This window comes from Streptomyces sp. NPDC127084 (genome assembly GCF_042724175.1).
GTDB lineage: Bacteria > Actinomycetota > Actinomycetes > Streptomycetales > Streptomycetaceae > Streptomyces.
Genome location: NZ_JBHXFA010000003.1, coordinates 23,094 through 46,877, shown reverse-complemented (window position 1 = coordinate 46,877; position 23,784 = coordinate 23,094). Strand labels below are relative to the sequence as shown.

The following is a 23,784-nucleotide window of genomic DNA, read 5'->3' as shown; positions in this document are numbered from 1 at the left end:
GTCGCGGCCGCGTCGGGCGGTGGTGCGCACACAGCCGCTCACGAGGTGCGCTCCCCCGTCGCCATGGAGCCGCTGCGTGCGAGGAAGGTGTGCACGATGCCGGTCTGCCAGCCGGCGACGGGGACGGTGCGCACGTGCGTGAAGCCCGTGCGCTTCAGTCGTTCGGCGAAGGCGGGAGCGGTATCGAAGGCCAGCACGCTGCGCCAGAGGTGGCGGTACAGGGCGCGATCGCCACTGAGGGTTCCGGCCGGAATGATCACCCCTTGGCACACGACCGTCCACAAGACGCGATGAACGGACGCGCCACTGAGGCTGTACTCGTGGACGGCGAGTCGGCCACCCGGCCGCAGCATTGCCCGGACGGCGGCGAGGACGCGGTCCCGATCGGTGACATTGCGCAAAAGGTAGGCGGCGAAGACGGCGTCGAAGACTCCTCGCCCTATCGTGGCGAGTTCCTCTGCCGTCAGGTGCACGAAGCGCACTTGCGGGGGCCAGGGTTTCGCCAGCGCCCGCGTCAGCATCCCCGCCGAGGCGTCGACGGCGGTGATACGGGCGCGGGGTGCCACCTTCAGCAGGGCCTGGGTGGAGGCGCCGGTACCGCAGCCCAGGTCGAGGAGGTGGAGTCCCTCCCCGTCGCCGGGCAGCCGGAGTCTGTGGGCCGAGCGGAACAGGTCGCCTCGATAGCCGGGGTTGAGCGCAGTAAGTCTGTCGTAGGTACGCGAGGCATGGTCGAAGGCGCATGCCAGTTCGTGGTCGCGCAGCAACGTCATGAAGGGCTCTTTGCGATTCGCGGGGCGGGACGGGAGCGACGGGGCAGGAATGGAAGCTCGACGGCGGTCCGGAGCATCGGGCCCACAGGGGTACGCAGTCCGATCTCCCAATCCTCCCAGGGGGAGGTGGCGCCATCGAGGAAGCGCAGCAGGCGCTCGGCGGGTGTACGGCGGAACAAGCCGGTGAAGAATTCGGGGCCGTCGATTCGTCCGGTATCCAGGGCCCGCAGCAGCACCGCGTCCATGGCGAGCGCCCGCCGTCCGTACGGCGGGGGAACGACGGCGCGTCCTTCGTGCAGTGCGGCGGCGATGGCCCTGCTCTGACGCTGCACGGCGGCAAAGGTGTATCCGGTGGCAGGGCGTGTGGCGCCACCTGCGGCGCCGATGCGGTGGACCGCCGCGCCGACTCGTCGGGGAAAGCGCGCGTCGGTCATGGCGATGACACCCTGCTCCGCCGCTTCCACGGTCAGTGGGCCGAGAGCCAGGACCTCGCGACTGTAGTGGGCGAGTGCCGCCTCGTACGCCTGGATGGTCAATGGTGCACGCGAGAACTCGGTGTACTCGACAAGCGCCCGGTCCGGTGCCAGCGGTAGGACGTAGCCGAAGGCGAGCCCGTGCCGCGGCTGCGGCAGCCGGAAGTCCATCAGGTCGGCGACCGCCTGGTCGAACCGGTCCGTGGCCGTGCGTACGAACCAGCCGCGGAAGTGCTGCAGCAGAAGCGTCCGGGCCGGAGGCAGCGCGCGAAGGGGCCGGGAGTCGAACACATGGCGTGCCCGTAGCGTCAGCGTCCTGCCGTCGGACGTCGTGCAGCGGACTTCCGCTCCGCCGACCACGTTTCGCACAGCGTCAGCCGTCGCACGCAGCATCCGGGACTGGGGAGATCGGGCCAGGTGGGAGTGCACCAGCCGCTCGAACCGCGTGGAGCGCAGCATGCGGTAGCTAAGCGGTGCCGGGTCGACGGTGACCTCGGCGCCGTCGGCGCCGTGTACGCGCAGCCGGGACCAGGACGCGGTGACTGCTTCGTCGAGGTCGCCGGTCCCCCGCTCCCAGTAGCACCAGGTCCGTTCCGGTGGCCGCAACGAGTCGTCTGGCGGCTCCACCACGGTGACGCCAGCCGTACCCGTCGTCGTCAGCCGATGGGCGAGGCTGAGTCCCGCTGCGCCGCCGCCCACGATGACCACATCGTCGCTGTCGAAATGGTGCGGGAGGCGGGGGCTCATCTGGTCCGCCGTTCGATGACGGGTGCTTCGTCCGGGGCTTTGTGGAGGAGTTCCGCGCCCTCGGCCAGGGCGTTGGCGACGGCCCTGACGCCTGCCCGCGGTTCGCCTCCGGAAGGAGACAGTGGGGCGGTGCCGACGACGGGTCTGTCGGTGAGATCTGTCTCCGGGTGCCCGGGCCGAATCCCCTGCACCCTGATGCCGCCGCCGAGCGCGGCAAGTACGAGGACGTTGACCGCCATGAAAGGCTTCGCGATCCCGTCACCGACCTCTTGTGCCCTTCCGAAGGCCACTGCGGCGCACGCGGCCACGATACGGGCGAAGCCGCCGAGTGCGGCGGAGCAGTCGTGGGAGACCCGGACGCAGGACCCGGCGTCATACGCCTGGAACAGGGCTGTCGAGTCCACCGGGTACGGTCGGGCCACTGTGCCCAGGGGTTCCCGGTTTCTTCCGGCGAGGGCGAGGCGGGCCTCCTGGCCAGCCGACTCGGCTGTGAGCACACTGCCGATAACACCGGTCGCATCAGCCACCTGCGCACATACGCCTTTCATTTCCATGTCTCACTCCGCGTCGCGGGGCAGGGCCCTGTGTCTCTGTGTCTCTGTGTCTCTGTGTCTTCGGCAATGGGATCGGCCTTGGATGCGGTCGGCTGAATCCGGCATATGGGCGGCCGCGCCTGGTGGGCCTCATCGGCGGGTCGGGTTCCGACGCGGGCGCACCTTGCATGGGTCCATGGCAACGGGAGCCTCCGCACTTCTTGGGGAATCCGCCAGCACGGCGGTCCACGCGCATGGGCACTGGCGCAATCGGGCATTTGCAGCAACGACGGTGATGTCTACAGCGCTGACGCGGATCTCGGTGGGCTGGCCGGTCTAGCCGCCGCCTTGCCGTCGACCGCCCACGTGGATGCCCCGGGGGTACGCCTGTTCCTCCACCACCCTCGCGGTCAACGTCGCCGCAGCTACGCCGAGGGCAGGTCACCAACACCGCCACGGTCTCCGGAGGCGCCGCGACCGGCACCAGCCCGCCACCGCGACCACCACCATCAGGCGGGCCGGGCCCACCCGCATCCCGCAGCCCAAGCCGCCGCAGCACGACCGTCCAGCCATGGCAAGCCGGAATGCCCGGATACGGCAAGCCGGGCCACGACCGCCCCCCACCACGGCCACTGCCCCGGACCCCGCTGACACCAGGACATACGCACCGGGGCCGACCACCCACCCTTGGACCGTCGGCGCCGGGGCATTGACCTATCAACCCCGGGCTGCTGCCGATCCGGGAGAACGCGAAGTCGGCACATGGGCGTTACGGTGCGCCTCAGCCTGCGTCCGCCTGGACCGTCCGTGCCTGAGCCTTGTTCAGGCGCGGACGATGGCAAAGGCCGGATCGTGGGTCTCGAAGACGGAGTTGCTCGCGGACCCCGGCCGCATGGCGGTGGAGGGGCCGGTGGCGGGACGCGGCAGGAGGTGGCAGGAGGTGGCGCAGGTTCCGTGCGCGCGGCCCGTACCGCCCCCGACCCTCAGCGCGTACCCCTCACTCGTCGTGAGACGCCGTCAGTTTCAGCCGGATCTAGCGAGGAACCCCGGGCGTTTACGCCCGGGAGGAATCGCTTCTCTGGACTGCTCTGACCCGGACGAGGTCCGGGTCGGGGCCTTTCCACAGCTGGTCGTCGGTGGCGACCCGCTGGTGCGCGGCGGGTGAGTCAAGCGCTTCGAGGACTGCGTGGGCGACGTGTTCGTACCATCGGGCGACTTCGGCGGGGTAGTCGGCGTAGCTGCCGTTCTCGTGCAGTACGGGTCCTTCGACGGTCGGGATGTCCGTGATGCCGTCGTAGGCGACGGTGTAGGGCTTTCCCAGGCTGGCGGCGGTGGGCGGGTCGATGGTGGCGTCCAGTTTGATCCACCGGCCGCCGAGGTAGGCCTCGCCGAGGGAGTGCCAGGGGAGTGGCCGTCCGACCGGGCCTCCCCACAGGGTGCGGACCTGCGGGGAGATGAATTCCATGTGCGGGGCGTCGAGTGCCTGGAACGCGATGCGGGCGGGGATGTGGGAGGCACGGGACAGGGCGACGAAGGAGCTGGCCTTGCCCATGCAGAAGGCGACGCCGTGGGAGAGGACGTCGCTGGCAGCCGATTCGCCTGCGGCGAGGTAGCGGAATGAGGCGAGGACGTCGTAGGGGATGTCGCGGACGTAGTGGTAGATGCGTCCCAGTCGCTCGGTGTCGGTGGTAGCGCCGTCGGTCAGCGCGCGTGCGACGGAGACGACGACCGGGTGGTCGGAGTCGAGGTAGGCGGTCGGTCTGAGGTACGCCTCGCCGATGGTGGTGGGCTCGTTGGTCGCGGAGGTCACGGCGTTGTCCTTCGGTGAGTTGTCGCGGGTTGCGTGTGCCGTGCGGGCTTGATGTGGGGCAGGATCTGCTCGCCGACGACGTCGAGGTAGGTCGAGTCCGCGATGTCGGGGATGGTGAACAGGAAGTGGTCGATGCCGGCGTCCTGGTAGGTGCGGATGCGCTCGAGGCACTCTTGCGGTGTCCCGGTGATCAGTCCGGTGCCGGGGATCGACTTGAAGCGGGCGCGCAGTTCGTCCTGCTCCGCGGTGGAGTCGGTCGGTGCGAGCAGGGTGGTGATCGACAGGCGCAGGGATGCGGGGTCGCGGCCGATCGCCTCGCATTCACGGTCAAGGAGCGCGCGGCGTTCCGCGTATTTCGCGGCGGGCCACCAGCGGACGTTGATGCCGTCGGCGTGGCGGGTGGCGATGCGGTGGATCCGCGGTCCTTCGCCGCCCACCCACAGGGGCGGATGCGGCTTTTGGAGCGGAGGCGGGTCGCAGACCGCTCCGTCGATGCTGTAGAAGTCGCCGTGGAAAGCGGGGTGCGGGTCGGTCCACACCCGGCGCATCACCTGCAGCGACTCACCGAGCGCGGTGACCCGCTCCCGGGCCGGGGGGAAGGGGATGCCGTAGGCCTCGTACTCCTGCTGGAACCAGCCTGCTCCCAAGCCCAGTTCCAGGCGGCCGCCTGAGATGACATCAAGTGTGGCGGCCATCTTGGCGAGTACGGCCGGGTAGCGGTAGGAGTTGCACAGCACGCTGGTGCCCAGCCGGACGGTGGCGGTATCCCGGGACAGGGCCGACAGGGCGGTCCAGGATTCGAGCAGTGGCAGCGATGACGACCCGCTCTGCTGGACTGTGCCGCCACTCTCGGGTCCTGCGGCGATGCCTGCGCTGCGGATGTAGTCGTCGGGGCTGAGGGTCAGGAAGTGGTCGCACAGCCACACCGAGTCGAATCCGTGGGATTCAGCCGCCCGCGCGACGCGGGCCATCTCGGGATAGCGGCCCACAGCCAGCCCGCGGATCGTCAGGGCCAGAATCAGTCCGATGTGCGGCTCGCAGGCACCGGGAACCGTCTCGGAGGTGCCGTCTTCGCTCATGGACTTCGCCTTTCTGTCATGTCGGTCATGCCGGCCGGCGCACCCGGCACGGTGCGGGGAAGCGTTACGGTGAAGCCGTAGCGTTCCGGCCGGTAGTGGAAGACCACGACCTCCAGCGCACGGGCGTCGTCGCCGAAGCTGACTCGCTCCAGGACAAGCACGGGCGAGGACTCGGCGATCCCCAGCGCCGCAGCGACGTCGCGGGATGCGCCGGCCGCGTGAATCCGGTGCCGGGCCCGCGTGATGCGCACCCCTAGGCGCTGCTCCCACATCGTGTAGGTGGTCTCGGTGACGGGCTCACCCAAGCGCAGCGGCCCGGCCGCCTCCAGGACTCCCGTCGGGAGGTGGATCGTGACAAGCGCGACCGGCTTCTCCCCGTCCCCGTACCGGCGCCGGATCGTCAGCACCCTGGACTCCCCCAGGAGCTGCGCGACATGCGCCGCAGCGGGTTCGACCCCGAAGCCCAAGACGTCGATGTGCGGTGTGATGCCCTGCTCGAGCAGCACCTCGGTGATGCTGCGCACGCCCGAGGAGAGTTCCTGGTTGACCGGCTCCGAGACGAAGGTCCCCAGCCCCTGCTTGCGTACCACCCAGCCCTGTGACTCCAGTGTGCCCACCGCAGCACGGACCGTGACCCGGCTCAGACCGGTTTCGGCGATCAGCTCCCGTTCGGTGGGCAGCCGGGTCCCCGGCGGCAGATGCTCTTTCACGATTAGGGCCTTGATCTGCTCCGCCAGCTGCGCCGTTGCTGATACGCGGCCCCGCTCGATCCGGAATCCGGTGGCCCGCAGGCCGAAGCGGGGTTCGTCTCCCGTGCAAGGGGCCGTGAGTCGCTTTGAAGCCAGCCCCGGGGCCCGGGGCCCGGCAGCATCCCTGCCCGGCGCTTCCGACGCGGATTCCGCCCTTGACCCATCCATTTAAGACATTATATAACATCTTACGTCTAAGGGATGCGAGTGACCTTCCCGAAGGAGGCAGGGGACCGTGCCTGACCAGACCCACGTGACCGTGATCGCCCGTTTCACCCCGGCCGTTGACCACACCGCGCAACTGCAGTCCCTGCTCGAAGGAATGATCAGCCCGACCCGTTGCGAGCCGGGCTGCCGTTTCTACGACCTCTACGCCACAGACACGGAAGAGCCGGGCTTCGTACTCCTGGAGCGCTACGAAGACTTCGCCGCGCTGCAAGCGCACCGCGCGACGGCTCACTACAAGGCGTACCGCGCTCAACTGCCCGACCTGCTCGCTAGGCCCCTCGACGTAAGCGTCCTCACGCCGGTCCATGCCACCGGCCCGAGCACGGACTGCAGAAAGCCCTAACCCCAGAGCCCCGTCCAGCCAATCCGGCACAGCCCTGGAGCGATCCGACCCAGGTCGTAGCCGCGGCGCCTGGCGGAGGGTGGCGGGTGCACGGGAAGGGCGAGGGCCCAGCAGGACGCCGCTGACGTCGCCGTCGCCGTCCCCGAACCCCTAAGGCCAGCCGTTGCCGCCTTGGACGCTTCCCGCATGCGGGCCCAGGACCGGGCCCGCCGAGTCAGCACCCGCCCCGCAGCGATCACACACGGGAAACCGCCCTGGCCATCCTGCGGGACCTGGCACTCTTCCTCATCCACTTCGAGCCCACCGACCGCGTCTTCTTCATGCACCAGGGCTATCAGTTCGAGTTCATGCGAGGCACCGGACCTGATCCCGAGGTCTGGTCATACTCCGAAGGCGAGCACGCAGACGCAGACGTTCCCCTCCGCAGTTACGCGTCCTTCACCGACTAGCTCCGCGCGACTGCCGAAGCAGAGATACCTGCGTGGAAGCAGCATGTCGAGACGGTGCGCGAGGAGATCAACGCCGACGGCAGTGTCACGTTGCACTGGTAGGCAGTCCCAGGGTCAGCTGCTCGTCACTTCCTTGCCTGGCGTGACGGGAAAGGCGATGGATTCGTCGAAGGAGACCCGGGCCTGAAGGCAGTGGTGGAGCTGGCCGAGCATCCGGTTGAACAGGTGCCGCAGAGCCTGCATGTGCCAGTCCCCTCCCGCTCGGCGGCGCCGGTAGTGGGCATCCGCGCCGGTAGAACCGCTGATGGAGGCGAAGGCCTACAGGTGGCCGACATGGCTGAGCCGGTTGTTCTTGACGAACCGGCGTCCGACGTAGCGGCGTTTGCCGGAGGCCCGGGTGATCGGGGCGGAGCCGGCGTACGCCTTCAGCCCACCGGCCGTGGCGAACCGGCCCCTGTCGTCGCCAATCTCGCCCAGAATGCGGGCACCGACCTGAGGGCCGATGCCGGGGTCGACCGCGACACCTACCGACGCCGCAACACCGTGGAACGCTGCTTCAACCGACTCAAGGCATTTCGCGGCATCGCCACCAGATACGAGAAGACCGCCACCTCCTACGAAGCAGCGGTCACACTCGCATCGATCCTGCTCTGGGCAAGATCACTTTGAAGACGGACCCTAGATCGCTAGGGCCTGTCCAGTGAGTCGGCAGGGTCCCGCGCAATCAGGCATGGGCGGGGGACAACGCCCGATCCCTTCTTCACACCGCCAGGAACCGGTCGGCCAGGAGCTGCACGCTCGCGATCCCCGTCGTATGGGCACAGGATGGAGATGACGGAGCCGACCAGCGGCTCGGCGATTTCGAACGCCGGGCGCGACAACCGGAAGGAGGCACACCATGCCCCAGTTCATGGATGTCCACCACGACATGAAGGGCATCACAGCCGACCAGCTGAAGGAGGCCCACAGGGCCGACCTCGCCATAGAGAAGGAAGAAGGCGTCCACTTCGAGAAAGCCTGGGCGGATCCGGAGTCCGGCACGGTCTACTGCCTCTCCCAGGCCCCCTCGGCCGAAGCCGTCCAGCGCATCCACGAACGCACTGGTCACCGGCCTGACGAGATTCACCCGGTCCCCCTGACCGTGTGAACCCCCAGCCGGGGAGCCGACCCCAGGGAGCGGCTCGGGCCTGCGCGCGCCGGGAATAGGGTCCCGCCGATGGCGGGCCAGTGGATGCGTCCCATACCGGTACATGTACCCAAGCGCGTTCGCGCTGGTCACGGCACTGGACAAGCCTCGGAGGCATGGCGCTGGGCAAGCCTGGGGTGTGGGTGGGCAAGCCCCCTCCGGGGTTGCCGCGAGCAGTGCCGACCGCTCCCCCGAGGCCGTCCAGGCCTACTTCGAGGACTACTACGAGCGCCCCGTCCCCCTCGACGCCGTCCGCCACGTCCTAGCCGGACACCCCCTAACCCCTGAGATCGCCGGGGCCCTCAACCCGAACGAGACGGTGGCGAACGCTGGATCACCGACCCCATAGTCCCGTAAGGCCACGGCGCCACCAGCCACCGGCGGCTGACGGCGTTGCTCGCGATACGAAGTTGAATGCGCGATGTCGGTCAGCCATGTGTGATCACGGGGCGTCCTCGGTCGTAGATCGCCCGTAGCCACGGTTCCCTGACGGCGGGTATCCGCGCGAGCGTGTACCGGAACGCCTCCCTGGACGGGCTGGAACGGGTACCACGGGTGCGGCGGCAGCGGGTCGTCCCGCTCGACGCCTGCCGGCAGCCCGCCGACCACCGGCAGCCTGGCCGGGTGGGGCGGGAAGGCCAGCTCGGCCCAGAGCGCGGCATCCATAGGTACCGGTACCGCCCCGGCACGCGGCTGCCACATGTCGCCGGTTTGCGGATGAACCGGCACCAGCACCAGGTCAGCGGTCGGCTCCCCGAACTCCGGTCCCGCCAGGTTCAGCCGCTTCGCGCCTTCCCCGGCGGGCAACAGCGCGCCGAGTGCCCGGCCGAGGAGCTCCCCGACCGGTCACGGGAGGCAGAAGGAGACCGCCACACAGCAAGCTGACGGGGGCAGGCTGGCCCCGCTGACTGGCCTGTTGTCAGCCGGTTTCGCGGATACGCATCGCGATGGGGTAGTGATCGGAGAAACCGTCCTTGTTGACGGGTTTGCCCATGCCTCCGAACAGGACGGGGACGGGATACCGCCCGGTGCCGACCATTCCAGGTGTGCCGGTGAAGATGTGCACGGAGGCCGGGTCAGCGCGCAGCGGCGCACGGTCGATGAGCATGTTCTCGTTGACGAGGAACTGGTCGAACACGTTGGCGTGGTTTTCGAAGTAGAAGGTGCCTGCGGGGCGCGCCGTGCCGTCGTTGGTGGCGTCGGGGTCTGTGTGGTCGTCGGTTCCCATCAGGGGCCACATCAGGTTCAGCAGTGGGTGGGTGGTGGTGGCGTTGACGACCTTCTTGCGCTGGCGTGTGCTCAGGGCGTGCTGGGTCAGCGAGGTGTCGAAGGGGTCGTCGTTGAAGTCGCCCATGACCAGGACCGGGGTATCGGGTCCGTGGACTTCGAGGGTGCGTTCGTGGAAATAAGCGAGTGTCTCTCCGGCGGTGGCTCGGTAGGCGGCTGATTCCATGTGGCCGCCGCGGCGGGAGGGCCAGTGGTTGGCGAAGACCGCGAAGGTGCGGCCTTGGACGTTCTGGAAGTTGACCTGGAGGATCTCGCGGGTTCCGGTACGGCGCATCACCACGTGCTGGAAGATCTGGTCGATCGGAGCCGTGAACAGCGCGGAGTCGAAGATGAAGGCCACGTCGACGCCTCGCTGGTCGGACGTGTCGGCGTGCGCCACCTGGTAGGTGCGGTCTGGTACCAGCGTGTTGATGGCGGCAGCCAGTTCCTGCATGACGAACTCGTTCTCGACCTCGCACACGCCCAGCAGGTCCGGGCCCTGGCCCGTGTTCATCTGTGCGATCACCGATGCGAGCTGGCTGATCTTGCGATCCCGGAGCTCCGGTGTCCACCCTCGCAGGTCGTTACCCAGCACGCGGGTGAGCTTGTCACTGCGGCGTGGGGAGCGTTCCTCGTCGAATAGGTTCTCCACGTTCCACCACGCGACATAGAGAGTTCTCAACGTAACCGCCTTCCGTCGGCGCCAGGAGTGGCGTTGGCCGCGTACTGCGCATACCGGTTCGGGTTGCCGCTCTAGCCGCAGTCGTTGCGGTTGATCTTCAAAGAGCGGGTCTGGTCGTTGAGGTTGTAGGACCGCACGTCATGGATGGAGCCGCCGCTGCGGGTCACGCACACCAAGCGTCCGGCATAGTTCCTCTTCTCGTACACCCGCGCGGTGCGGTCGGACTCATTCCGGATCGAGCTGCCGCGATCCGGTAAGCGTGAAGGCTGCCAGAATTTGGAAAGCGAGCCTGCTCATGGGAATCCTCCCTGGCCCTTTCAAGCGTCGCACCGTTGCAAGTCGACTGCACGTCCGGGTCTCGCATGTGCCCCCCGCGCACCGGCGAGGTCCCCCTACGGCTCTCTTGATCGGCAGTCGGACCTGGGACGGGCTGGCACCTCCACGAGGGGCGCAACTCCGGCCTGACACACCTCGGCCAGGCCGGGGCGAGCCCGCTGGTGCAGATGGCAAAGTCCCGGAACGCGCGGACCGGCTGCTTGACTTGCAGTCGATGCTCGACGTCGGACTGTCCGGCGGCGTCTATACGTCGCAGAGCGGCGCTGGCCCATTCCCTAGAGGCTGGGGCCCGGTGACTCGGCGTCGTTCCCCGCTGATCCCCATGCCGATCAGCGACGTACCGGCTGGGTTGGTCGGCCTTGCCTCCACTGCTCGCCCGGCGGCAGGGGTGCTCTGACCAGGGCTGCTGCGGGCAGCCCACCGAGTACAGCTGGGGCCTTGCCGAGGATTCGCGATGAGATCAGCGGGTTTGGTGGGAACGGGAGCGGGCCAGCCAGCCGAGGGTCACGGCGATCAGGCCCAGAACCATGGCGAAGTAGGCGCCGCCGAGCCCGTTGCCGGTGCCGAGACCGCCATCAGCGGTGGCCGCGACCGTCCCGCCGACGACCAAGGCAACCGGACCCGTCACGAGAGCCGTCACCGCTCCGTTCCGCCGGGCCCAGGTGACGATGCGTCCCCGCGTGCTGGTGCGGGCCAGGGCCAGACCGCCGCTCACCGAGCCGAGGAGACCGGCCAGCGCTGACAGAAAGGCTCCGACCCGGCCGACGCTCACGGTGTAGACGCTTGCGGCGACCGGCTGGACCGAGAGGTCCGCGGCGGCCGGTTCGGCGAACGCGAGACCGCCGATCAGGACGGCAGCGGCAATGGTGAGCACGGATCGAACGGGCATGAGGTGTCCTGCCTTTCTGAGATGGGTCTGAACTGGTCATTCGTCAGATCACGGCCCCCAGGGGCCCGGGTATGACCGCGAATTGCGGCTCCCAGGCGGCGTCGGCGATGACGGTCCGGAGTCGTACCGGGCATCTGGGCCCGGCCGGTCGGTGCCGAGACGGCTCTCGTGACCGTTGGGTTCACCGTTGAGATCGCCATCCCCAGCGGTCCGCCAGGCGGCGGCTAGGACCTGGCAGCCGGGCGCAGCGGCAAGCGGGGGGACAGTGTCCGGACCAGGGCCAGGGTGCTGAGGGCGAACATCACCACGCCCAAGGGGACATGGAACGAGGGCACGTGCGCGACGCCCAGCGCGACCTGCGCCGAGGCAAGGAGGAGGAAGCCGGTGGCGTACAGGACGGGGCGGGGGGATCCGCCGCCCGCGCGCCAGGCCAGGATCGCGGCGAGCACGTACAGCATGGCGGCCGCGTACATCACCTTCGACCCGACGTCGTGCATCAGATGGCCGTGGGAGGAGGTCAGCAGCATGCCCGCTGTGACCGCCTGGAAGAAGAGGGTCAGGGTCTGCAGGGCTATCGCGGTCCGGAGGAAGGTGCGGCCGCGCGGCGCGGCGGCCGTCGTCGGTCTGGTCATGGTGTGGTTCCCCTCTTGTGGTGTGCGGCGATCGGCGGGTGCTTCCGAGTCGTTGGCGTCAGCGCAGGGTGAGCGGGGTCTCGGAGGTGACGTGGGTCAGCTTCTCGGGATTGCGGACGAAGTAGAGGCCGGTGATGCGGGCGTCCTCGACCCGGACGGCCATGACGCCGTCGAGCTCGCCACCCACGTATACGGCGAGTGCGGGGCTGCCGTTGACCACGGTGGGCTCCCAGGTGATGGTGGCCTCGACCTTGGCGGAGCCGCCGAGGTAGAAGCGGACGATCTTCTCGGAGCCGATGACCGGATGCAGCGCGGCCCTCTTGAGGCCGCCACCGTCGCTGAGCAGAACGACGTCGGGGGCGAGTACGTCGAGGAGGTCTTGCGGGTTACCGGTCTCGATGGCGCGCTGGAAGGACTCCAGAGCCGCTCGGGTCTCGCTCAGGGAGGCCGTTCTGCGGGGCCGGCGAGCGCCGACATGCCGGCGGGCGCGGTGCGCGATCTGGCGGACGGCGTTGGGGCTCTTGCCGACGGCCTCGGCGATCTCGTCATAGTCGACCTCGAAGACCTCGCGTAGTACGAACACGGCCCGCTCGGTCGGGGAAAGGCTTTCGAGGACGAGCATCATCGCCATCGACATGCTCTCGGCGAGTTCGATGTCCTCGGCCACGTCCGGAGTCGTGATCAGCGGTTCGGGCAGCCACTGGCCGACGTACGCCTCGCGGCGGCGCTTCATGGTGCGCAGCCGGTTGAGCGCCTGCCGGGTCGTGATCCGCACCAGGTACGCCCGCTGGTCGCTCACCTGTCCCAGGTCGACCTTGACCCAGCGCAGCCAGGCCTCCTGGAGGACGTCTTCGGCGTCGGCCGCCGATCCGAGCATCTCGTAGGCGACGGTGAACAGGAGGTTGCGGTGGGCGACGAACGCTTCGGTCGCCAGGTCGGTGGTGTGGTCGGTCATCTCTCGATCTCTCTCCCTCGAATGCCTGGTCAGGCTGCCCGCCCCGCGGTGCCGACGCCCCGCCGTGCTTGGCCTGCGGCGGTACCGGCGGTGATCGCCGCTTGGGCCAGGTGTGCACGACGACATCGGTGTTCTCAGCCATGGGCGGCTCCTCCGTTTTCCAGGGGGCGGACCGTCTTCTCGATGGACGGATCCGGCGCGGCGGCCAGGCGGCGCTTGCGCTTGGGCAGGCCGAAGGTCGGGTGCGAGGTGGCCCACAGCGACATCTTCACGATGCCCGCCTTGATCCGCGCGGCCTTCCGGCCGCCTACGTACTTCGGCTTTGCCTGCGCCTCGGGATCGACCAGCTGCAGGATCCCGTCCCGCCGCCCGAGGCTGATGTGGTTGCCGAGGTACTCCAGCTTGGTGTGCGCGATCTTGCGGCCGGTCAAGCGTCCCACAATCGCGTCCGTGGCCTGTCGGCCGGTGTAGCCGGCCGAGGCGCAGGACATCGGCAGCGGCCGGCCGTTGTCGCCGATGGCGTAAGCGCTGTCGCCGGCGGCGTAGACGTTCGGGTGGGAGACCGACCGCATGGTGCGGTCGACGACGATCCGACCGTCCTCGGTGACCTCGAGGCCGCCGGCAGCGGCGAGGGAACTGACCGCGAACCCGGCCGTCCACACGGTCGCGTCGGAGGCCAGGGCGGTGCCGTCGGCGCACAGCACCCGCGTCGCTTCGACGGCTTCGACGCCAGTGTGCTCCAGGACGGTGATGCCCAGCCGGTCGCAGGCCCGGAACAGGTGGCTGCGGGCTCCGGCGGAGAGCAGGGCGCCCAGCTCGCCGCGGGCGATCAGGGTCACCGACAGGCCGGAACGGGATTCGGCGAGCTCGGTGGCGGTCTCGATCCCGGTCAACCCGTCGCCGACGACAAGCACCTTCCCGCCTTCGCCCCGCGCGTCCAGGCTGTCCAGGCGCTGACGCAGGCGCAGCGCGGCGGGCCGGCCGGTGACGTGGAAGGCGTGTTCGGCCACGCCGGGCACACCGTGGTCGGCGACGTGGCTGCCGAGCGCGTAGAGAAGCGTGTCGTAGCCGAGCTCGCCGCCGCCCCTGCCGGCCTCGGATACGGCGACGACCTGGCGCTCGGGGTCGACGGCGGTGACACGGGCCAGGCGCAGCCGTATCCCCGTGCCCGCGAAGACGTCGGCGAGCTGTGGAACCTCGATCTCCTGGCCGGCCGCGAGCTGGTGCAGACGCAGCCGCTGGACGAAGTCCTGCTCGGCGTTGACCACGGTGATCTCGGCGTCCGCCGGGGACAGCCGGCGAGCCAGGGTCCCCGCCACGTAGGCCCCGGCATAGCCGGCGCCGAGGACGACGATGCGGTGCTTCATGTCTCGCTCCTGTCGGGTTGGCTCGCTCCCGGTGACTTGAGCGGAACAGCACTCCGATTGCTGACGGGAACTGACACCGGCGTATCCGCTGCCCATCACGACTGCCTCGATATTTTCGGCCATGCTGTCTCCTCTGTCTCAAGGGGTTCGGCCTCAAGACACCGCGCGACTGATCGCTGTGACAGCCTGTGAGGCAGATCACTCCACAGCTGTGGGCTCGGCACGCGAAGTCTTCACTCACCTCCATACGGGCCCGCGTCCGGGTCGGCAGGCGCCGGCAGGAAGCTCACCGCGGACCAGGCTGCACTCGCCCAACGGCTCTACGGCGAGCGGGAGAAGACCGTCCAGCAGATCGCGACATGTTCGGCGTGCCGAGGTCGACGGTGTACGGGCACCTCGGCAATACCACGACCGTGCCGCGCCAATCGAAGAAGACCGGGTGACGAAGCCCTGGAAGCTACCAGCGGGTTACTTTTTTTCCTGGTGTCCGCGCTAGGACTTCGGGGCCCCTTCGTACGGTGCGGCGGCATCGGGATCACTCGCGGTCCCCTCTGTTCCGGACCTGCGCCAGCAGCTTGGCCACGACGTCGTTCGCGCCGTCGTCGGCCCGCTCAACGAGCGTGTACACCACGTCGTCGCCGGGCCCGTCGAGGACCTGCCGGGTGAGCCGTTCCACCAGCCCGGGGTCGGTGCCGCTGCCGGGTGTTCACCGACTTGTGCACGGAATCGGAAAACAAGGCCTGCGCGCCGCGAGCACCTGTCGGACCGCACGGCAGATTTCAGTGGCGCAGGATTCATTTCAGTACGCCCTTCAGTACTGCGGCCTCGAACGCGGGCGGGCAACCATCCGACCGTGCTCGATCGTCCTTCGGGTATGCCACACCCGAGCCCCGAACCGCCCCCAACTCCGCCTGCATGGCCGCACTGTGGCCACGGCACCACCCCGGATGATCAGGCTGGCTGCCGCGGCATCCGCATCCCAGGCCAGACCGCCTGTCTCGCGCACGTGGAGGACAGCGCAGTCCGCACCCTCGATGGCCCAACCTCATGAGTGCGCGTACCCACGTCATGCATGTGTGCCTATTCGACCGCCAGTTGAGGGGGCGAGCACCGCGAGCAGAGGCCGTACCTGCTCCGCATATACGCGCGAGCCGCTCCGACCATTCGCCGCCGAGCCCGTGACTGGCTTCGCGTAGCCGCAGCTGGGTGGCGACGAAGGCCTCGGTCTCAGCCGACGTCCACGGATTGGCTCGCTCGGTGTCCATCGCCTCCCGAAGGGCTGGCGGACTGGCCCAGTTCCCGCAGGCGCCCGGTGTGTTGCTGTGCAGCGGGGCTTGCTCTCGCCGCGCCGGTAGACGCCCTTCTGCCTACCGCAGGTACTCGTGCACGGCCGGCTCGGGAACACGGAAGCTGCGGCCCACGCGGATGGCCTGCAGCTCCCCCACGGACCATGCCGACCTGCCGCCGCCGCGCCGCCCCGACGACGAGGTCGCCGATGAGTCGGTCCAGCGCGGTAATCGAGGGAACTCCGTCTGCGGCGCGCCGATTGTTGCCCATGCGCGCCCGCTGGTGCCCCCGCGCCCCGAACGCACGCTGTCACTCGTCGAACGAAGGCGGTGTCCACTCCCCTTCCCAGGACGCAATCGTGCAGACCGTGCAGTCCCCCGCCCACGCCGACAGCTCCTCCTGCTCCTGCGGAAGCAGTTCCAGGGCGTTGAGGTCGGTCGTCGTCTCGTTCATCGCTCTGCCTCTCTCTTCGCCTTTTCGGCCACTTTGACCCTGAGGGGGCGATATCTCTACGAATCACCAGAACTCTTAGCGGTTTCTTTGCACGTAGAAGCCGTTGTCATTGGGGCTTTCATGCGCGTTCACGCGCAGCACATCTGAGCCAACCTCTCCCTAATTCTCCACTCCAGAGCGCTCCTGAGTGCTGTAGAGTGGAGTGGTAGTCAGTGATCGTGTCGTTCGGAGGAGAACCGAGTTGCCCAGCGTGAACTTGAACTTCGACTTGTCCGTGATTGCCCGCCTGGCCGCCCTCGGGCCGGACGAGACAGTCCACATCACCCTGTCTGTCGACGAACCCGCCGGCGCAGCGCACGAGGGCGCCTCCAAGGCGGGGCGTGCCGTAGCCCCGCAAGGCCCGCTGGCCGAGCTGCTGCTGAAGGGGCTGCTTGAGGCCGGGGACACCCTGTCGTTCCAGCAGCGGCGGGCAGGCCGGGAGGCGGCGGCCACAGTGACCGCCGACGGCCGACTGATTGTCGAGGGACAGGCGGCGCCGTTCACCTCACCGTCGAAGGCCGCCGCCGCCGTCACCGGTACCTCGTCGAATGGGTGGGTGCTGTGGCGGACCGCTGACGGCCGCACCCTCGACGCGCTGCGCCAGCAGATTCAGCAGGACTGACCCACGTCCGGCCCCCGGCCTCCGCATCAGCCGACCCGGCACCGCCCCTTCAGCCCGTTCATGGAGGAGTACGTGAGTTCGCCGCACCACCTCGCCCGTCCCGTATTACCGCCGGCACAGCTCCCCGGCACGGGGGCCGCGTTTTCCGCAGCTTCGGCAGACGAGCGCGCATGCGTACGCGCGTGAGGAGGACCCCCCGGGGGGGGGGGGGGGGCCCCGCGGGGCGCCGCCGCGGGCGCCCCCCCCCCCCCCCCGGGGCCCCACGGCCGCGAGGGCGAACAGACCCAAGCCCATGTCCCAGGGGGAACCAGGGGCGAAGTCGCCGCCGCAGTCGACGAGGAGGTCCAGGAGCAGTCCGGCCAGCAGTCAGCCGTAAAGCTCCGCCCAGTGGGGCGCGGTGAGTCGGGCGCCGATCGAGCGCAGGGGCAAATGGTCCTTGTGCCAGTTCATGGCCCGGACCGTCGCACCCGAAGCGGACACCCCCTCCGGGCCCGGGCCGCCAGCACGCGCCCGATAGGGACGTTGCCCGCGGAATATGCCATCCGGTCGAGTGAATGAGTGCCTCGCACACCCGAAGCGGCGAGTAGCGTCGATTGCGCCAGTAAGAACGTGGTCGCCCGCGCCCGGTCAAACGCCGGGAGAACGAGCGTCATGCGTACTTTGCCTTATATGGGGCGATGTAAAAGACCGTCGGATACCTCAAGGATCCACTGACGGTCCCCATAACCCCGTATGTGGAAACTGTAAGTGCGTAGCTCAACCCAGTGGGTTGCGCGTCTAACCCCCTGCTCCAGCACCTTGAATGCGGGCCCGGTGACTGCTGGTCTCGGAGCGCCTCAGCCCCGCCCGACGGCGGGGCTTCGCACTTTCGCCTCGCCACCGGACCTTGGTTCCGCACGCCCAAAGCACTGGAGATCTTCCATGGACCCACTCGCCGTACTCGCCGCAGCCGTACTTGTTCTTGCTCTGCTGTGCTCCGCTGTGGTGTGCGTCGTGGCAATCTGCCGTGCTCACCGAAGTGACGTCGTCGCTGTTGTCCGAGCGCTGCCCGATCTCGTAGCCGCACTCTTGCGTCGGCAGAAACGCCCGTGACCAAGCCGCGGCACGGTGCAGGACAGAGGGAGACCGCGGCGCTGCTCGACCGAGTGGCCCGGCTGCGGGAGGAGGAGGCGTGCACGGAGTGGCTGGGCCGCGTGGTACCCGGGGGATTCGCCGCCCCCCGGGGCCCGCTGGCCCCGTCACTCCCCGGCGCGAAACGGCATCGTCGCGGCACAGATCCGTGCGCGCCGTGAAGCAACGGAGTTCTGGTCACAGGCTCGCGTCCGGTGGGGCTGAGGTCGAGCAGCGGCCGGGGTCCTCGCACTGGCCCGGGGCACCCATCGCGGGGAAGCGGCGGACCGCTGGCAGATCGAGGTCACTGCCGCCGGATGCATCTGGTACCTGGTCGACGTCGAACGCCGCACGGTCTGGATCGACCGCGCCTCGACCGGCCACCCCAAGGCCACCGACCGGTAGGTCACTGCCTAAGGGGGTGCCGCCCTTGAAGTTCTCCACCTCGGTCGTGGTGGTCAGCGAGCCGCCGACGAAGATGGAACTGCCGAACAGCAGGGGCCTGAGTCAGGCGCGTGCGGTGTAGCCGGCGGCGGTGTATCCGGCGGGGCCGGAGCCGATAATGACGACATCGCGGCTTTCGCTCATGCCGCAGGCTCCGGGGCGATCTCCGCGATCAGTCCCTCGATGAGCTTCTTGATCTCGTCGCGGATAGGACGTACGGCCTCAACCCCCTGCCCTGCGGGGTCTTCGAGCTTCCAGTCGAGGTAGCGCTTGCCGGGGAAGACGGGGCAGGTGTCGCCGCAGCCCATGGTGATGCACACGTCCGATGCCTGTACGGCCTCGACGGTGAGGATCTTCGGGGTCTCGGCGGACATGTCGATGCCGACCTCACGCATCGCCTCGACCGCGGCCGGGTTGACCTGGTCGGCCGGAGCGGAGCCGGCGGAGCGAACCTCGACCCGGTCTCCGGCGAGGTGGGTCAGCCAGGCGGCGGCCATCTGGGAGCGGCCGGCGTTGTGGACGCAGACGAACAGCACGGACGGCTTGGCGACGGTCATGCGAGCCTCTTCTCAGGCGGTGGTGAGCACACAGCGGCAAAGAGCAGCAGCGCGAGCTGGTGTCAGCGGCCGCTGATGTGAAAGTATCAGTACATGATGACGTCAGTCGACACTGACCTGATTCGGGTTCTGGCCGACCCGCTCAGGCTCCAGATCGTGACCCTCCTCGCCAACGAGACGCTCTGCACCACCCACCTCGTGGAGGAGACGGGCGCCAAGCAGACCAACCTCTCCAACCACCTGAAGGTGCTGCGCGAAGCCGGGGTCGTGGAGACCGAGCCGTGCGGGAGGTTCACCTACTACCGCTTGCGACCCGACGTCATCGAGCAGCTCGCCGGTCAGTTCACCGACCTTGCGAAGACCGCGCGTGCCAACGCCGAAGCGAACCTCAAGCGGTCCTGCCCCTGACCCGCTGTGCCTCATCTGCCCGAGGAGAACCTGCCTTGACCGCCACCGAGCCCGTCGGCACGCCGCTACCCACCGACGCGCCGCAGCCCGCACCGGGCGCGACCCCGCCGCGCACTCCGCTGATCGCCCGTGGCGCTGCGGAGCTGGTCGGCACCGCCGCCCTGGTGGCGATCGTGGTCGGCTCCGGCATCCAAGCCGCCGAACTCACCAAGGACGTCGGCCTGCAACTGCTGGCCAACTCCACCGCCACCGTCTTCGGCCTCGGGGTCCTGATCGCCCTGCTGGGCCCGGTTTCCGGCGCCCACTTCAATCCGGCCGTGACACTTGCCGAGTGGTGGACCGCCCGCCGCGGCGGCGCGGGAGTCAACGCCAAAGAGCTGGGCGTATACGTGCCGGCTCAGGTCGTCGGTGCGATCGCGGGTGCGATTCTGGCGGACGCGATGTTCGGCGAGCCGCTGGTCAAGTGGTCCACCCACGACCGCTCGGCCGGCAACCTCCTCCTCGGCGAAGTCGTGGCGACTGCCGGTCTGATCCTGCTGATCTTCGGCCTGGCTCGCACCGACCGGCTCCGTTTCGCACCCGTGGCCGTCGCCTCCTACATCGGCGCTGCCTATTGGTTCACCTCCTCCACCTCGTTCGCCAACCCGGCTGTGACGATCGGGCGGGCCTTCACCGACACGTTCGCGGGGATCGCCCCCGCCTCGGTCCCGGCTTTCGTCACCGCCCAACTTGCTGGGACCGTCGTCGGCCTGGCGCTGGTGGCGGTCATCTTCCTGCCCGGGCGGGCGCCGGCCGGTGAGCCTTCCGCATGACGCCGGCGACGCAGGTGGTGGTGATCGGCGGCGGTCAGGCCGGGCTGGCCGCCGGGTACCACCTGCGCCGAGCGGGCGTCGAGTTCGTCATCCTCGACGCCCAGCCCCTGCCGGGCGGCGCGTGGCAGCACACCTGGGACTCCCTGCGTCTGTTCTCGCCCGCCGCGTATTCCTCGCTGCCCGGCCGCCTCATGCCGACCCAGCCGGGCGAGCTCTATCCGGATGCCGCTCACGTGGTGGGCTACCTCACCGACTACGAGCAGCGCTACGACCTGCCCGTCCAGCGTCCCGTACACGTCGAAGGCGTCCACCGCGACGGCACATGCCTGCGCATTGAGACCGATACCGGCGCCTGGCAGGCGGACGCGGTCATCAGCGCGACCGGCACATGGTCGCGGCCTTTCCTCCCCGCCGTCCCGGGCCGCCGCGATTACCGCGGCGAGCAACTGCACACGGTGGACTATCGCTCCCCGCGAGAGTTCGCGGGGAAGCGGGTGATCGTGGTCGGCGGCGGCAACTCCGGGGCCCAGATCGCCGCCGACCTCGCCGATCAGACCGACCTGACGTGGGTCACCCAGCGCGAACCTCGTTTCCTGCCCGATGAGATCGACGGCCGCGTCCTCTTCGACGTCGCCACCGCCCGCCGCCGCGCCCTCGACGAAGGCCGCGTCGACAGCGGCGGCGTCGCGTCCCTCGGCGACATCGTCGCCGTCCCTCCTGTCCGAGCGGCCCGCGACGCGGGACTTCTCAAGGCTGAGCCGATGTTCACCCGTCTCACCACGACAGGTGCCGAATGGGCGGATGGCACCCGCTCGGAAGCGGACGCGATCATATGGTGCACCGGCTTCCGCCCTGCCCTGTCTCCCCTCGCGCCACTCGGCCTGCGTGGCCACCGATGCCATATCGCAACGGACGGCACCCGGGCCCTGGACGAGCCCCGGGTCCATCTCCTCGGCTACGGCGACTGGACCGGTCCTGCCTCCGCGACCCTCATCGGCGTCGGCCGCCCCGCGCGAGAGGCAGCGCGTCAGGTCGCCGACCTTCTCAGCTGAGTTCCGACTACCGGCATCTCCTCACGCCGATACGACGGTAGCTCCGTCCACTCAGCGGGCTCAGATGATCAATGGACTTCGCCGTTCGACCAGGAGCACGTCACGCCAGATGCCGTGGTGGCGGCCGATGCGTTCACGCCTACCGATGACTCGGAAGCCGGCCCGCTGGTGGACGGTGAGGCTGGCGGTGTTCTCCGGGAAGATCCCGGACTGGATGGTCCAGATCCCGGCCGCCTCGGTGGAATCGATGATTGCCTTCAGGAGCGCGGAGGCGACGCCGTGCCCGCAGGCAGCAGGGTGAACGTAGACGGAGTGGTCTACCACGCCGGCATACGCGCAGCGGTCGGAGACCTTGGAGGCCGCGACCCAGCCGAGGACGGTGCTGTCGTCGCCCAGGGCGACGAAGCGGTGCTCGGGCAGCTTGGCGGCGTCGAATGCCTCCCAGTGGGGGGCGGTCGTCTCGAAGGTGGCGTTGCCCTCCTCGATGCCGAGTCGGTAGATGCGCAGCACCTGTTCGGCGTGGGCGGAGGTCAATGGGGTGATCTTCATGAGCGGTCCATGATCGCTCGTACGGCGGCGGGAAAGCATTCCAGGCAGGTGGCGTTGACCTCGTAGCGGGTCGAGGTGCCGACCCGCTCGGCCAGGACGAAGCGGACCTCGGCCAGGACCTTCAGATGGTGGGAGACCGTCGGCTGGCCGATCGGCAGGTGCTCGGCGATCTCCCCGACGGCCATCGGGCGGCGCTCGGTGGCGAGCAGGTTCAGCACCCGGACCCGCATGGGGTCGGCCAGGGCCTTGAACCACCCGGCATACAGAGCGGCGTCATCGGTAGTGAGCGCGGCGGAGCCGTGGTCCTTCTCTGACTGATTCATCGATCATTGACGATAATCGATGAATGGTCGGGGTGAAAGAGCCAGCGAGGGGATCGACGGCGTCAGGAGGTCCCGGCGGCGGTGAGGAGCTTGCCCATGGCCGCGAGCACGGAGGGCTCGACGCGGTAGTAGACCCAGGTGCCCCGGCGCTCGGAGGTCAGTAGGCCGGCCGCTTTGAGCTTCTTCAGGTGGTGGGAGACGGTGGGCTGGGAGACGCCGACGTCGGAGATGTCGCAGACGCAGGCTTCTCCGCCTTCGTGGGAGGCGACGGCGGAGAACAGGCGCAGCCGTACCGGGTCGCCGAGGGCCTTGAACATCTTCGCGGCGGTCTCGGCTTCCGCGGCGTTCATGGGGCGTTCGGTCAGCGGCGGGCAGCACGGTGCCGCGGCCTCAGCCGGTTCCAGCAGCGGCAGCACCTTCGCATTCGACATACGTCTATGTTGACATACGTCGAACTAACGCGGCCAGGAGTCGATGCGCGGTCAGCCGACGCCGAGTCGGTGTGCGAGTCGGCGGGCTGCTCGGGCGGCGTCGCGGCCGACGCCGCGCAGCGAGTTCGACGACAGTGAGCGCTGCCATTCCAGGCCGACGAATGCCAGCGCGGGGTGCGTCAGGGAGGCGCCGTCGCGGTGGCGGGGGCGCCCTGCGGCGTCGAGGACATCGAGCCCGTCGAGATAGGGCAGGTCGGGGCGGTATCCGGTGGCCAGGAGAATCGAGTCGATCTCCTCGACCGTGCCGTCCGGCCACGTCGCCTTGCGGTCTTCCAGGGTGGTAGGCAGTTCCCGGCGGTGGGGCGCGCCCGCGGGCAGCGCGGGGGGGGGGGGGCCGGCGGCGCGGGGGGGCGGGGGGGGGGGGGGGGCGGGGGCGGTCCGGGGGGGGGGGGGGGGGGTGCGCAGGTAGCGGCCGAGCGGTGCGGTGTCCACGCCGGTTTTCTTGAGCCAGAAGTGCAGGTCACGGCCGAGTATGTGCTGGCGGGCGAACTTCACCGGATGGCGGCTGGCGAGCGTCACGTGCGCCACGGTGGCGAGCTCGGCCGCGATCTGCATGGCGGAGTTCCCGGCCCCCACGACGACGATCCGCTGCCCGGCGAACGGGGCCGGTTCGCGGTAGTCGGCGGCGTGCAGGACCGTGCCGGTGAACCGGTCGAGGCCCGGCGGTGCCGGACGGTAGGGGCGACCGAAGGTGCCGGAGGCCGCGACCACCGCGCGCGCCGACAGTTGCCCGCCGCCTTGCAGGTCGAGGCTGAAGCCGACCGCGTCCGGGCGGACGGCTTCGACGCGGGTGCCGGTGCGGATGTCGGCGTCCAGGCGGGCGGCGTAGGAGGTGAGGTAGGTGACGACCTCGTCGCGGTGCGGGTAGCGGCCTGGATCTCCGTCGAACGGCATTCCCGGCAGAGAGCTGTACCGGGCGGGCGAGAACAAGGCGAGGCTGTCGTAGTAGCGCGGCCATGATCCGGCCGCCCGGTCGGATGCTTCGAGCACCACTGGCTTCAGACCCTGCCGGGTCAGCTCGTATGCCGCGGGGGGGGGGGGGCTGGGCCGTCACTGCGGGCTGAGTGGGGGGGGTCACGCGCGGACGCCCGGTAGGTCTCACGCCGCCACTCGCAGATGCACTCCGCGGCTCGCGCGCGCGGC

At 69.2% G+C, this 23,784-nt stretch carries 26 protein-coding genes and 4 pseudogenes; 8 read left to right on the top strand and 22 right to left on the bottom strand.

Features of this window, described 5'->3' with window-relative positions; genetic code table 11:
- Nucleotides 1-38: 38 nt before the first annotated feature.
- From ACFWI9_RS01635 to ACFWI9_RS01610, 6 genes are all read right to left on the bottom strand, one after another.
- On the bottom strand, nucleotides 39-770 hold the full coding sequence (locus ACFWI9_RS01635; protein WP_387158223.1) for a class I SAM-dependent methyltransferase: 732 nt from the start codon (nucleotides 768-770) through the stop codon (nucleotides 39-41).
- Nucleotides 767-1,990: a lycopene cyclase family protein gene (locus ACFWI9_RS01630; RefSeq protein WP_387158221.1), complete on the bottom strand. Its 1,224-nt coding sequence runs from the start codon at nucleotides 1,988-1,990 to the stop codon at nucleotides 767-769. The genes ACFWI9_RS01635 and ACFWI9_RS01630 overlap by 4 nt, the downstream gene beginning before the upstream one ends.
- Nucleotides 1,987-2,517: a hypothetical protein gene (locus ACFWI9_RS01625; protein WP_387158220.1), complete on the bottom strand. Its 531-nt coding sequence runs from the start codon at nucleotides 2,515-2,517 to the stop codon at nucleotides 1,987-1,989. The genes ACFWI9_RS01630 and ACFWI9_RS01625 overlap by 4 nt, the downstream gene beginning before the upstream one ends.
- Before the next feature lie 1,060 nt (nucleotides 2,518-3,577).
- Nucleotides 3,578-4,333 (bottom strand): transglutaminase family protein, encoded by a 756-nt coding sequence (locus tag ACFWI9_RS01620; RefSeq protein WP_387158218.1) that lies wholly within the window; start codon nucleotides 4,331-4,333, stop codon nucleotides 3,578-3,580.
- Nucleotides 4,330-5,412, bottom strand: a complete 1,083-nt coding sequence (locus ACFWI9_RS01615) for an LLM class flavin-dependent oxidoreductase (RefSeq protein ID WP_387158217.1) — start codon at nucleotides 5,410-5,412, stop codon at nucleotides 4,330-4,332. Before ACFWI9_RS01615 ends, ACFWI9_RS01620 begins: the two co-directional genes overlap by 4 nt.
- Nucleotides 5,409-6,182 (bottom strand): GntR family transcriptional regulator, encoded by a 774-nt coding sequence (locus ACFWI9_RS01610; protein ID WP_387158301.1) that lies wholly within the window; start codon nucleotides 6,180-6,182, stop codon nucleotides 5,409-5,411. Before ACFWI9_RS01610 ends, ACFWI9_RS01615 begins: the two co-directional genes overlap by 4 nt.
- 214 nt (nucleotides 6,183-6,396) lie before the next feature.
- Between ACFWI9_RS01610 and ACFWI9_RS01605 the strand changes: the two genes are divergently transcribed.
- A complete protein-coding gene (locus ACFWI9_RS01605; protein ID WP_387158216.1) occupies nucleotides 6,397-6,732 on the top strand; it encodes a putative quinol monooxygenase in 336 nt (111 codons plus the stop codon).
- Nucleotides 6,733-7,295: 563 nt separating this feature from the next.
- Here ACFWI9_RS01605 and ACFWI9_RS01600 read toward each other — a convergent pair.
- Nucleotides 7,296-7,748 (bottom strand): annotated as a pseudogene (locus ACFWI9_RS01600) (transposase); the annotation flags it as partial.
- A gap of 331 nt (nucleotides 7,749-8,079) precedes the next feature.
- Between ACFWI9_RS01600 and ACFWI9_RS01595 the strand changes: the two are divergent.
- The 3 genes from ACFWI9_RS01595 to ACFWI9_RS01585 all read left to right on the top strand — a co-directional run bounded on the left by ACFWI9_RS01595 (nucleotide 8,080) and on the right by ACFWI9_RS01585 (nucleotide 9,252).
- Complete coding sequence (locus ACFWI9_RS01595) at nucleotides 8,080-8,328, top strand: SCO4226 family nickel-binding protein (RefSeq protein ID WP_387158215.1); 249 nt, start codon at nucleotides 8,080-8,082, stop codon at nucleotides 8,326-8,328.
- Nucleotides 8,329-8,506: 178 nt separating this feature from the next.
- Nucleotides 8,507-8,716 (top strand): hypothetical protein, encoded by a 210-nt coding sequence (locus ACFWI9_RS01590; protein ID WP_387158213.1) that lies wholly within the window; start codon nucleotides 8,507-8,509, stop codon nucleotides 8,714-8,716.
- A gap of 161 nt (nucleotides 8,717-8,877) precedes the next feature.
- The gene (locus ACFWI9_RS01585) at nucleotides 8,878-9,252 is read left to right on the top strand and encodes a hypothetical protein (protein ID WP_387158211.1); all 375 of its coding nucleotides are present in this window, start codon (nucleotides 8,878-8,880) and stop codon (nucleotides 9,250-9,252) included.
- 34 nt (nucleotides 9,253-9,286) lie between these two features.
- Here the strand turns inward: ACFWI9_RS01585 and ACFWI9_RS01580 are convergent, their stop codons facing one another.
- The 9 genes and pseudogenes from ACFWI9_RS01580 to ACFWI9_RS01540 all read right to left on the bottom strand — a co-directional run bounded on the left by ACFWI9_RS01580 (nucleotide 9,287) and on the right by ACFWI9_RS01540 (nucleotide 16,234).
- A complete protein-coding gene (locus ACFWI9_RS01580; RefSeq protein ID WP_387158209.1) occupies nucleotides 9,287-10,315 on the bottom strand; it encodes an endonuclease/exonuclease/phosphatase family protein in 1,029 nt (342 codons plus the stop codon).
- 71 nt (nucleotides 10,316-10,386) lie between these two features.
- A pseudogene (locus tag ACFWI9_RS01575) lies at nucleotides 10,387-10,575 on the bottom strand (peptidase inhibitor family I36 protein); the annotation flags it as partial.
- Between the two features lie 536 nt (nucleotides 10,576-11,111).
- Entirely contained in the window at nucleotides 11,112-11,540 is a 429-nt protein-coding gene (locus ACFWI9_RS01570) for a DUF6223 family protein (protein WP_387158207.1), read from the bottom strand.
- A gap of 224 nt (nucleotides 11,541-11,764) precedes the next feature.
- Nucleotides 11,765-12,172 carry a hypothetical protein gene (locus tag ACFWI9_RS01565; RefSeq protein WP_387158205.1) on the bottom strand — a complete coding sequence of 136 codons (408 nt, stop codon included), beginning with the start codon at nucleotides 12,170-12,172 and terminating at the stop codon, nucleotides 11,765-11,767.
- A 58-nt stretch (nucleotides 12,173-12,230) separates the two neighbouring features.
- On the bottom strand, nucleotides 12,231-13,127 hold the full coding sequence (locus ACFWI9_RS01560) for an RNA polymerase sigma-70 factor (protein ID WP_387158203.1): 897 nt from the start codon (nucleotides 13,125-13,127) through the stop codon (nucleotides 12,231-12,233).
- A 134-nt stretch (nucleotides 13,128-13,261) separates the two neighbouring features.
- A complete protein-coding gene (locus tag ACFWI9_RS01555; RefSeq protein WP_387158202.1) occupies nucleotides 13,262-14,494 on the bottom strand; it encodes an NAD(P)/FAD-dependent oxidoreductase in 1,233 nt (410 codons plus the stop codon).
- 535 nt (nucleotides 14,495-15,029) lie between these two features.
- Nucleotides 15,030-15,170 (bottom strand): hypothetical protein, encoded by a 141-nt coding sequence (locus ACFWI9_RS01550; RefSeq protein ID WP_387158200.1) that lies wholly within the window; start codon nucleotides 15,168-15,170, stop codon nucleotides 15,030-15,032.
- Between the two features lie 691 nt (nucleotides 15,171-15,861).
- A pseudogene (locus tag ACFWI9_RS01545) lies at nucleotides 15,862-15,936 on the bottom strand (transcriptional regulator); the annotation flags it as partial.
- A 154-nt stretch (nucleotides 15,937-16,090) separates the two neighbouring features.
- Nucleotides 16,091-16,234 (bottom strand): hypothetical protein, encoded by a 144-nt coding sequence (locus tag ACFWI9_RS01540; protein ID WP_387158198.1) that lies wholly within the window; start codon nucleotides 16,232-16,234, stop codon nucleotides 16,091-16,093.
- Nucleotides 16,235-16,484: 250 nt separating this feature from the next.
- Here ACFWI9_RS01540 and ACFWI9_RS01535 point away from each other — a divergent pair, with 250 nt between their 5' ends.
- Nucleotides 16,485-16,895 carry a DUF4357 domain-containing protein gene (locus tag ACFWI9_RS01535; RefSeq protein ID WP_387158300.1) on the top strand — a complete coding sequence of 137 codons (411 nt, stop codon included), beginning with the start codon at nucleotides 16,485-16,487 and terminating at the stop codon, nucleotides 16,893-16,895.
- A 1,509-nt stretch (nucleotides 16,896-18,404) separates the two neighbouring features.
- On the opposite strand, the pseudogene ACFWI9_RS01530 reads toward ACFWI9_RS01535, so the two are convergent.
- Nucleotides 18,405-18,593 (bottom strand): annotated as a pseudogene (locus ACFWI9_RS01530) (FAD-dependent oxidoreductase); the annotation flags it as partial.
- Nucleotides 18,590-19,006, bottom strand: coding sequence for an arsenate reductase ArsC (locus ACFWI9_RS01525; RefSeq protein WP_387158196.1), 417 nt, complete (start codon nucleotides 19,004-19,006; stop codon nucleotides 18,590-18,592). The gene ACFWI9_RS01525 and the pseudogene ACFWI9_RS01530, both read right to left, overlap by 4 nt.
- Nucleotides 19,007-19,099: 93 nt before the next feature.
- Between ACFWI9_RS01525 and ACFWI9_RS01520 the strand changes: the two genes are divergently transcribed.
- Genes ACFWI9_RS01520 through ACFWI9_RS01510 form a run of 3 tightly spaced genes read left to right on the top strand, consistent with a single transcriptional unit; the run spans nucleotide 19,100 to nucleotide 21,278 of the window.
- Nucleotides 19,100-19,414, top strand: a complete 315-nt coding sequence (locus tag ACFWI9_RS01520; protein ID WP_387158194.1) for an ArsR/SmtB family transcription factor — start codon at nucleotides 19,100-19,102, stop codon at nucleotides 19,412-19,414.
- Between the two features lie 35 nt (nucleotides 19,415-19,449).
- On the top strand, nucleotides 19,450-20,226 hold the full coding sequence (locus ACFWI9_RS01515) for an aquaporin (protein ID WP_387158192.1): 777 nt from the start codon (nucleotides 19,450-19,452) through the stop codon (nucleotides 20,224-20,226).
- Entirely contained in the window at nucleotides 20,223-21,278 is a 1,056-nt protein-coding gene (locus tag ACFWI9_RS01510) for an ArsO family NAD(P)H-dependent flavin-containing monooxygenase (protein ID WP_387158190.1), read from the top strand. Before ACFWI9_RS01515 ends, ACFWI9_RS01510 begins: the two co-directional genes overlap by 4 nt.
- 60 nt (nucleotides 21,279-21,338) lie before the next feature.
- Here ACFWI9_RS01510 and ACFWI9_RS01505 read toward each other — a convergent pair whose 3' ends face one another.
- The 4 genes from ACFWI9_RS01505 to ACFWI9_RS01490 form a co-directional block, all read right to left on the bottom strand.
- A complete protein-coding gene (locus ACFWI9_RS01505) occupies nucleotides 21,339-21,827 on the bottom strand; it encodes a GNAT family N-acetyltransferase (RefSeq protein ID WP_387158188.1) in 489 nt (162 codons plus the stop codon).
- Nucleotides 21,824-22,150, bottom strand: coding sequence for a metalloregulator ArsR/SmtB family transcription factor (locus ACFWI9_RS01500; RefSeq protein ID WP_387158186.1), 327 nt, complete (start codon nucleotides 22,148-22,150; stop codon nucleotides 21,824-21,826). The genes ACFWI9_RS01505 and ACFWI9_RS01500 overlap by 4 nt, the downstream gene beginning before the upstream one ends.
- 62 nt (nucleotides 22,151-22,212) lie before the next feature.
- Nucleotides 22,213-22,581 (bottom strand): ArsR/SmtB family transcription factor, encoded by a 369-nt coding sequence (locus ACFWI9_RS01495; RefSeq protein ID WP_387158184.1) that lies wholly within the window; start codon nucleotides 22,579-22,581, stop codon nucleotides 22,213-22,215.
- 51 nt (nucleotides 22,582-22,632) lie between these two features.
- The gene (locus ACFWI9_RS01490) at nucleotides 22,633-23,631 is read right to left on the bottom strand and encodes a flavin-containing monooxygenase (RefSeq protein ID WP_387158182.1); all 999 of its coding nucleotides are present in this window, start codon (nucleotides 23,629-23,631) and stop codon (nucleotides 22,633-22,635) included.
- Nucleotides 23,632-23,784 lie beyond the last annotated feature (153 nt).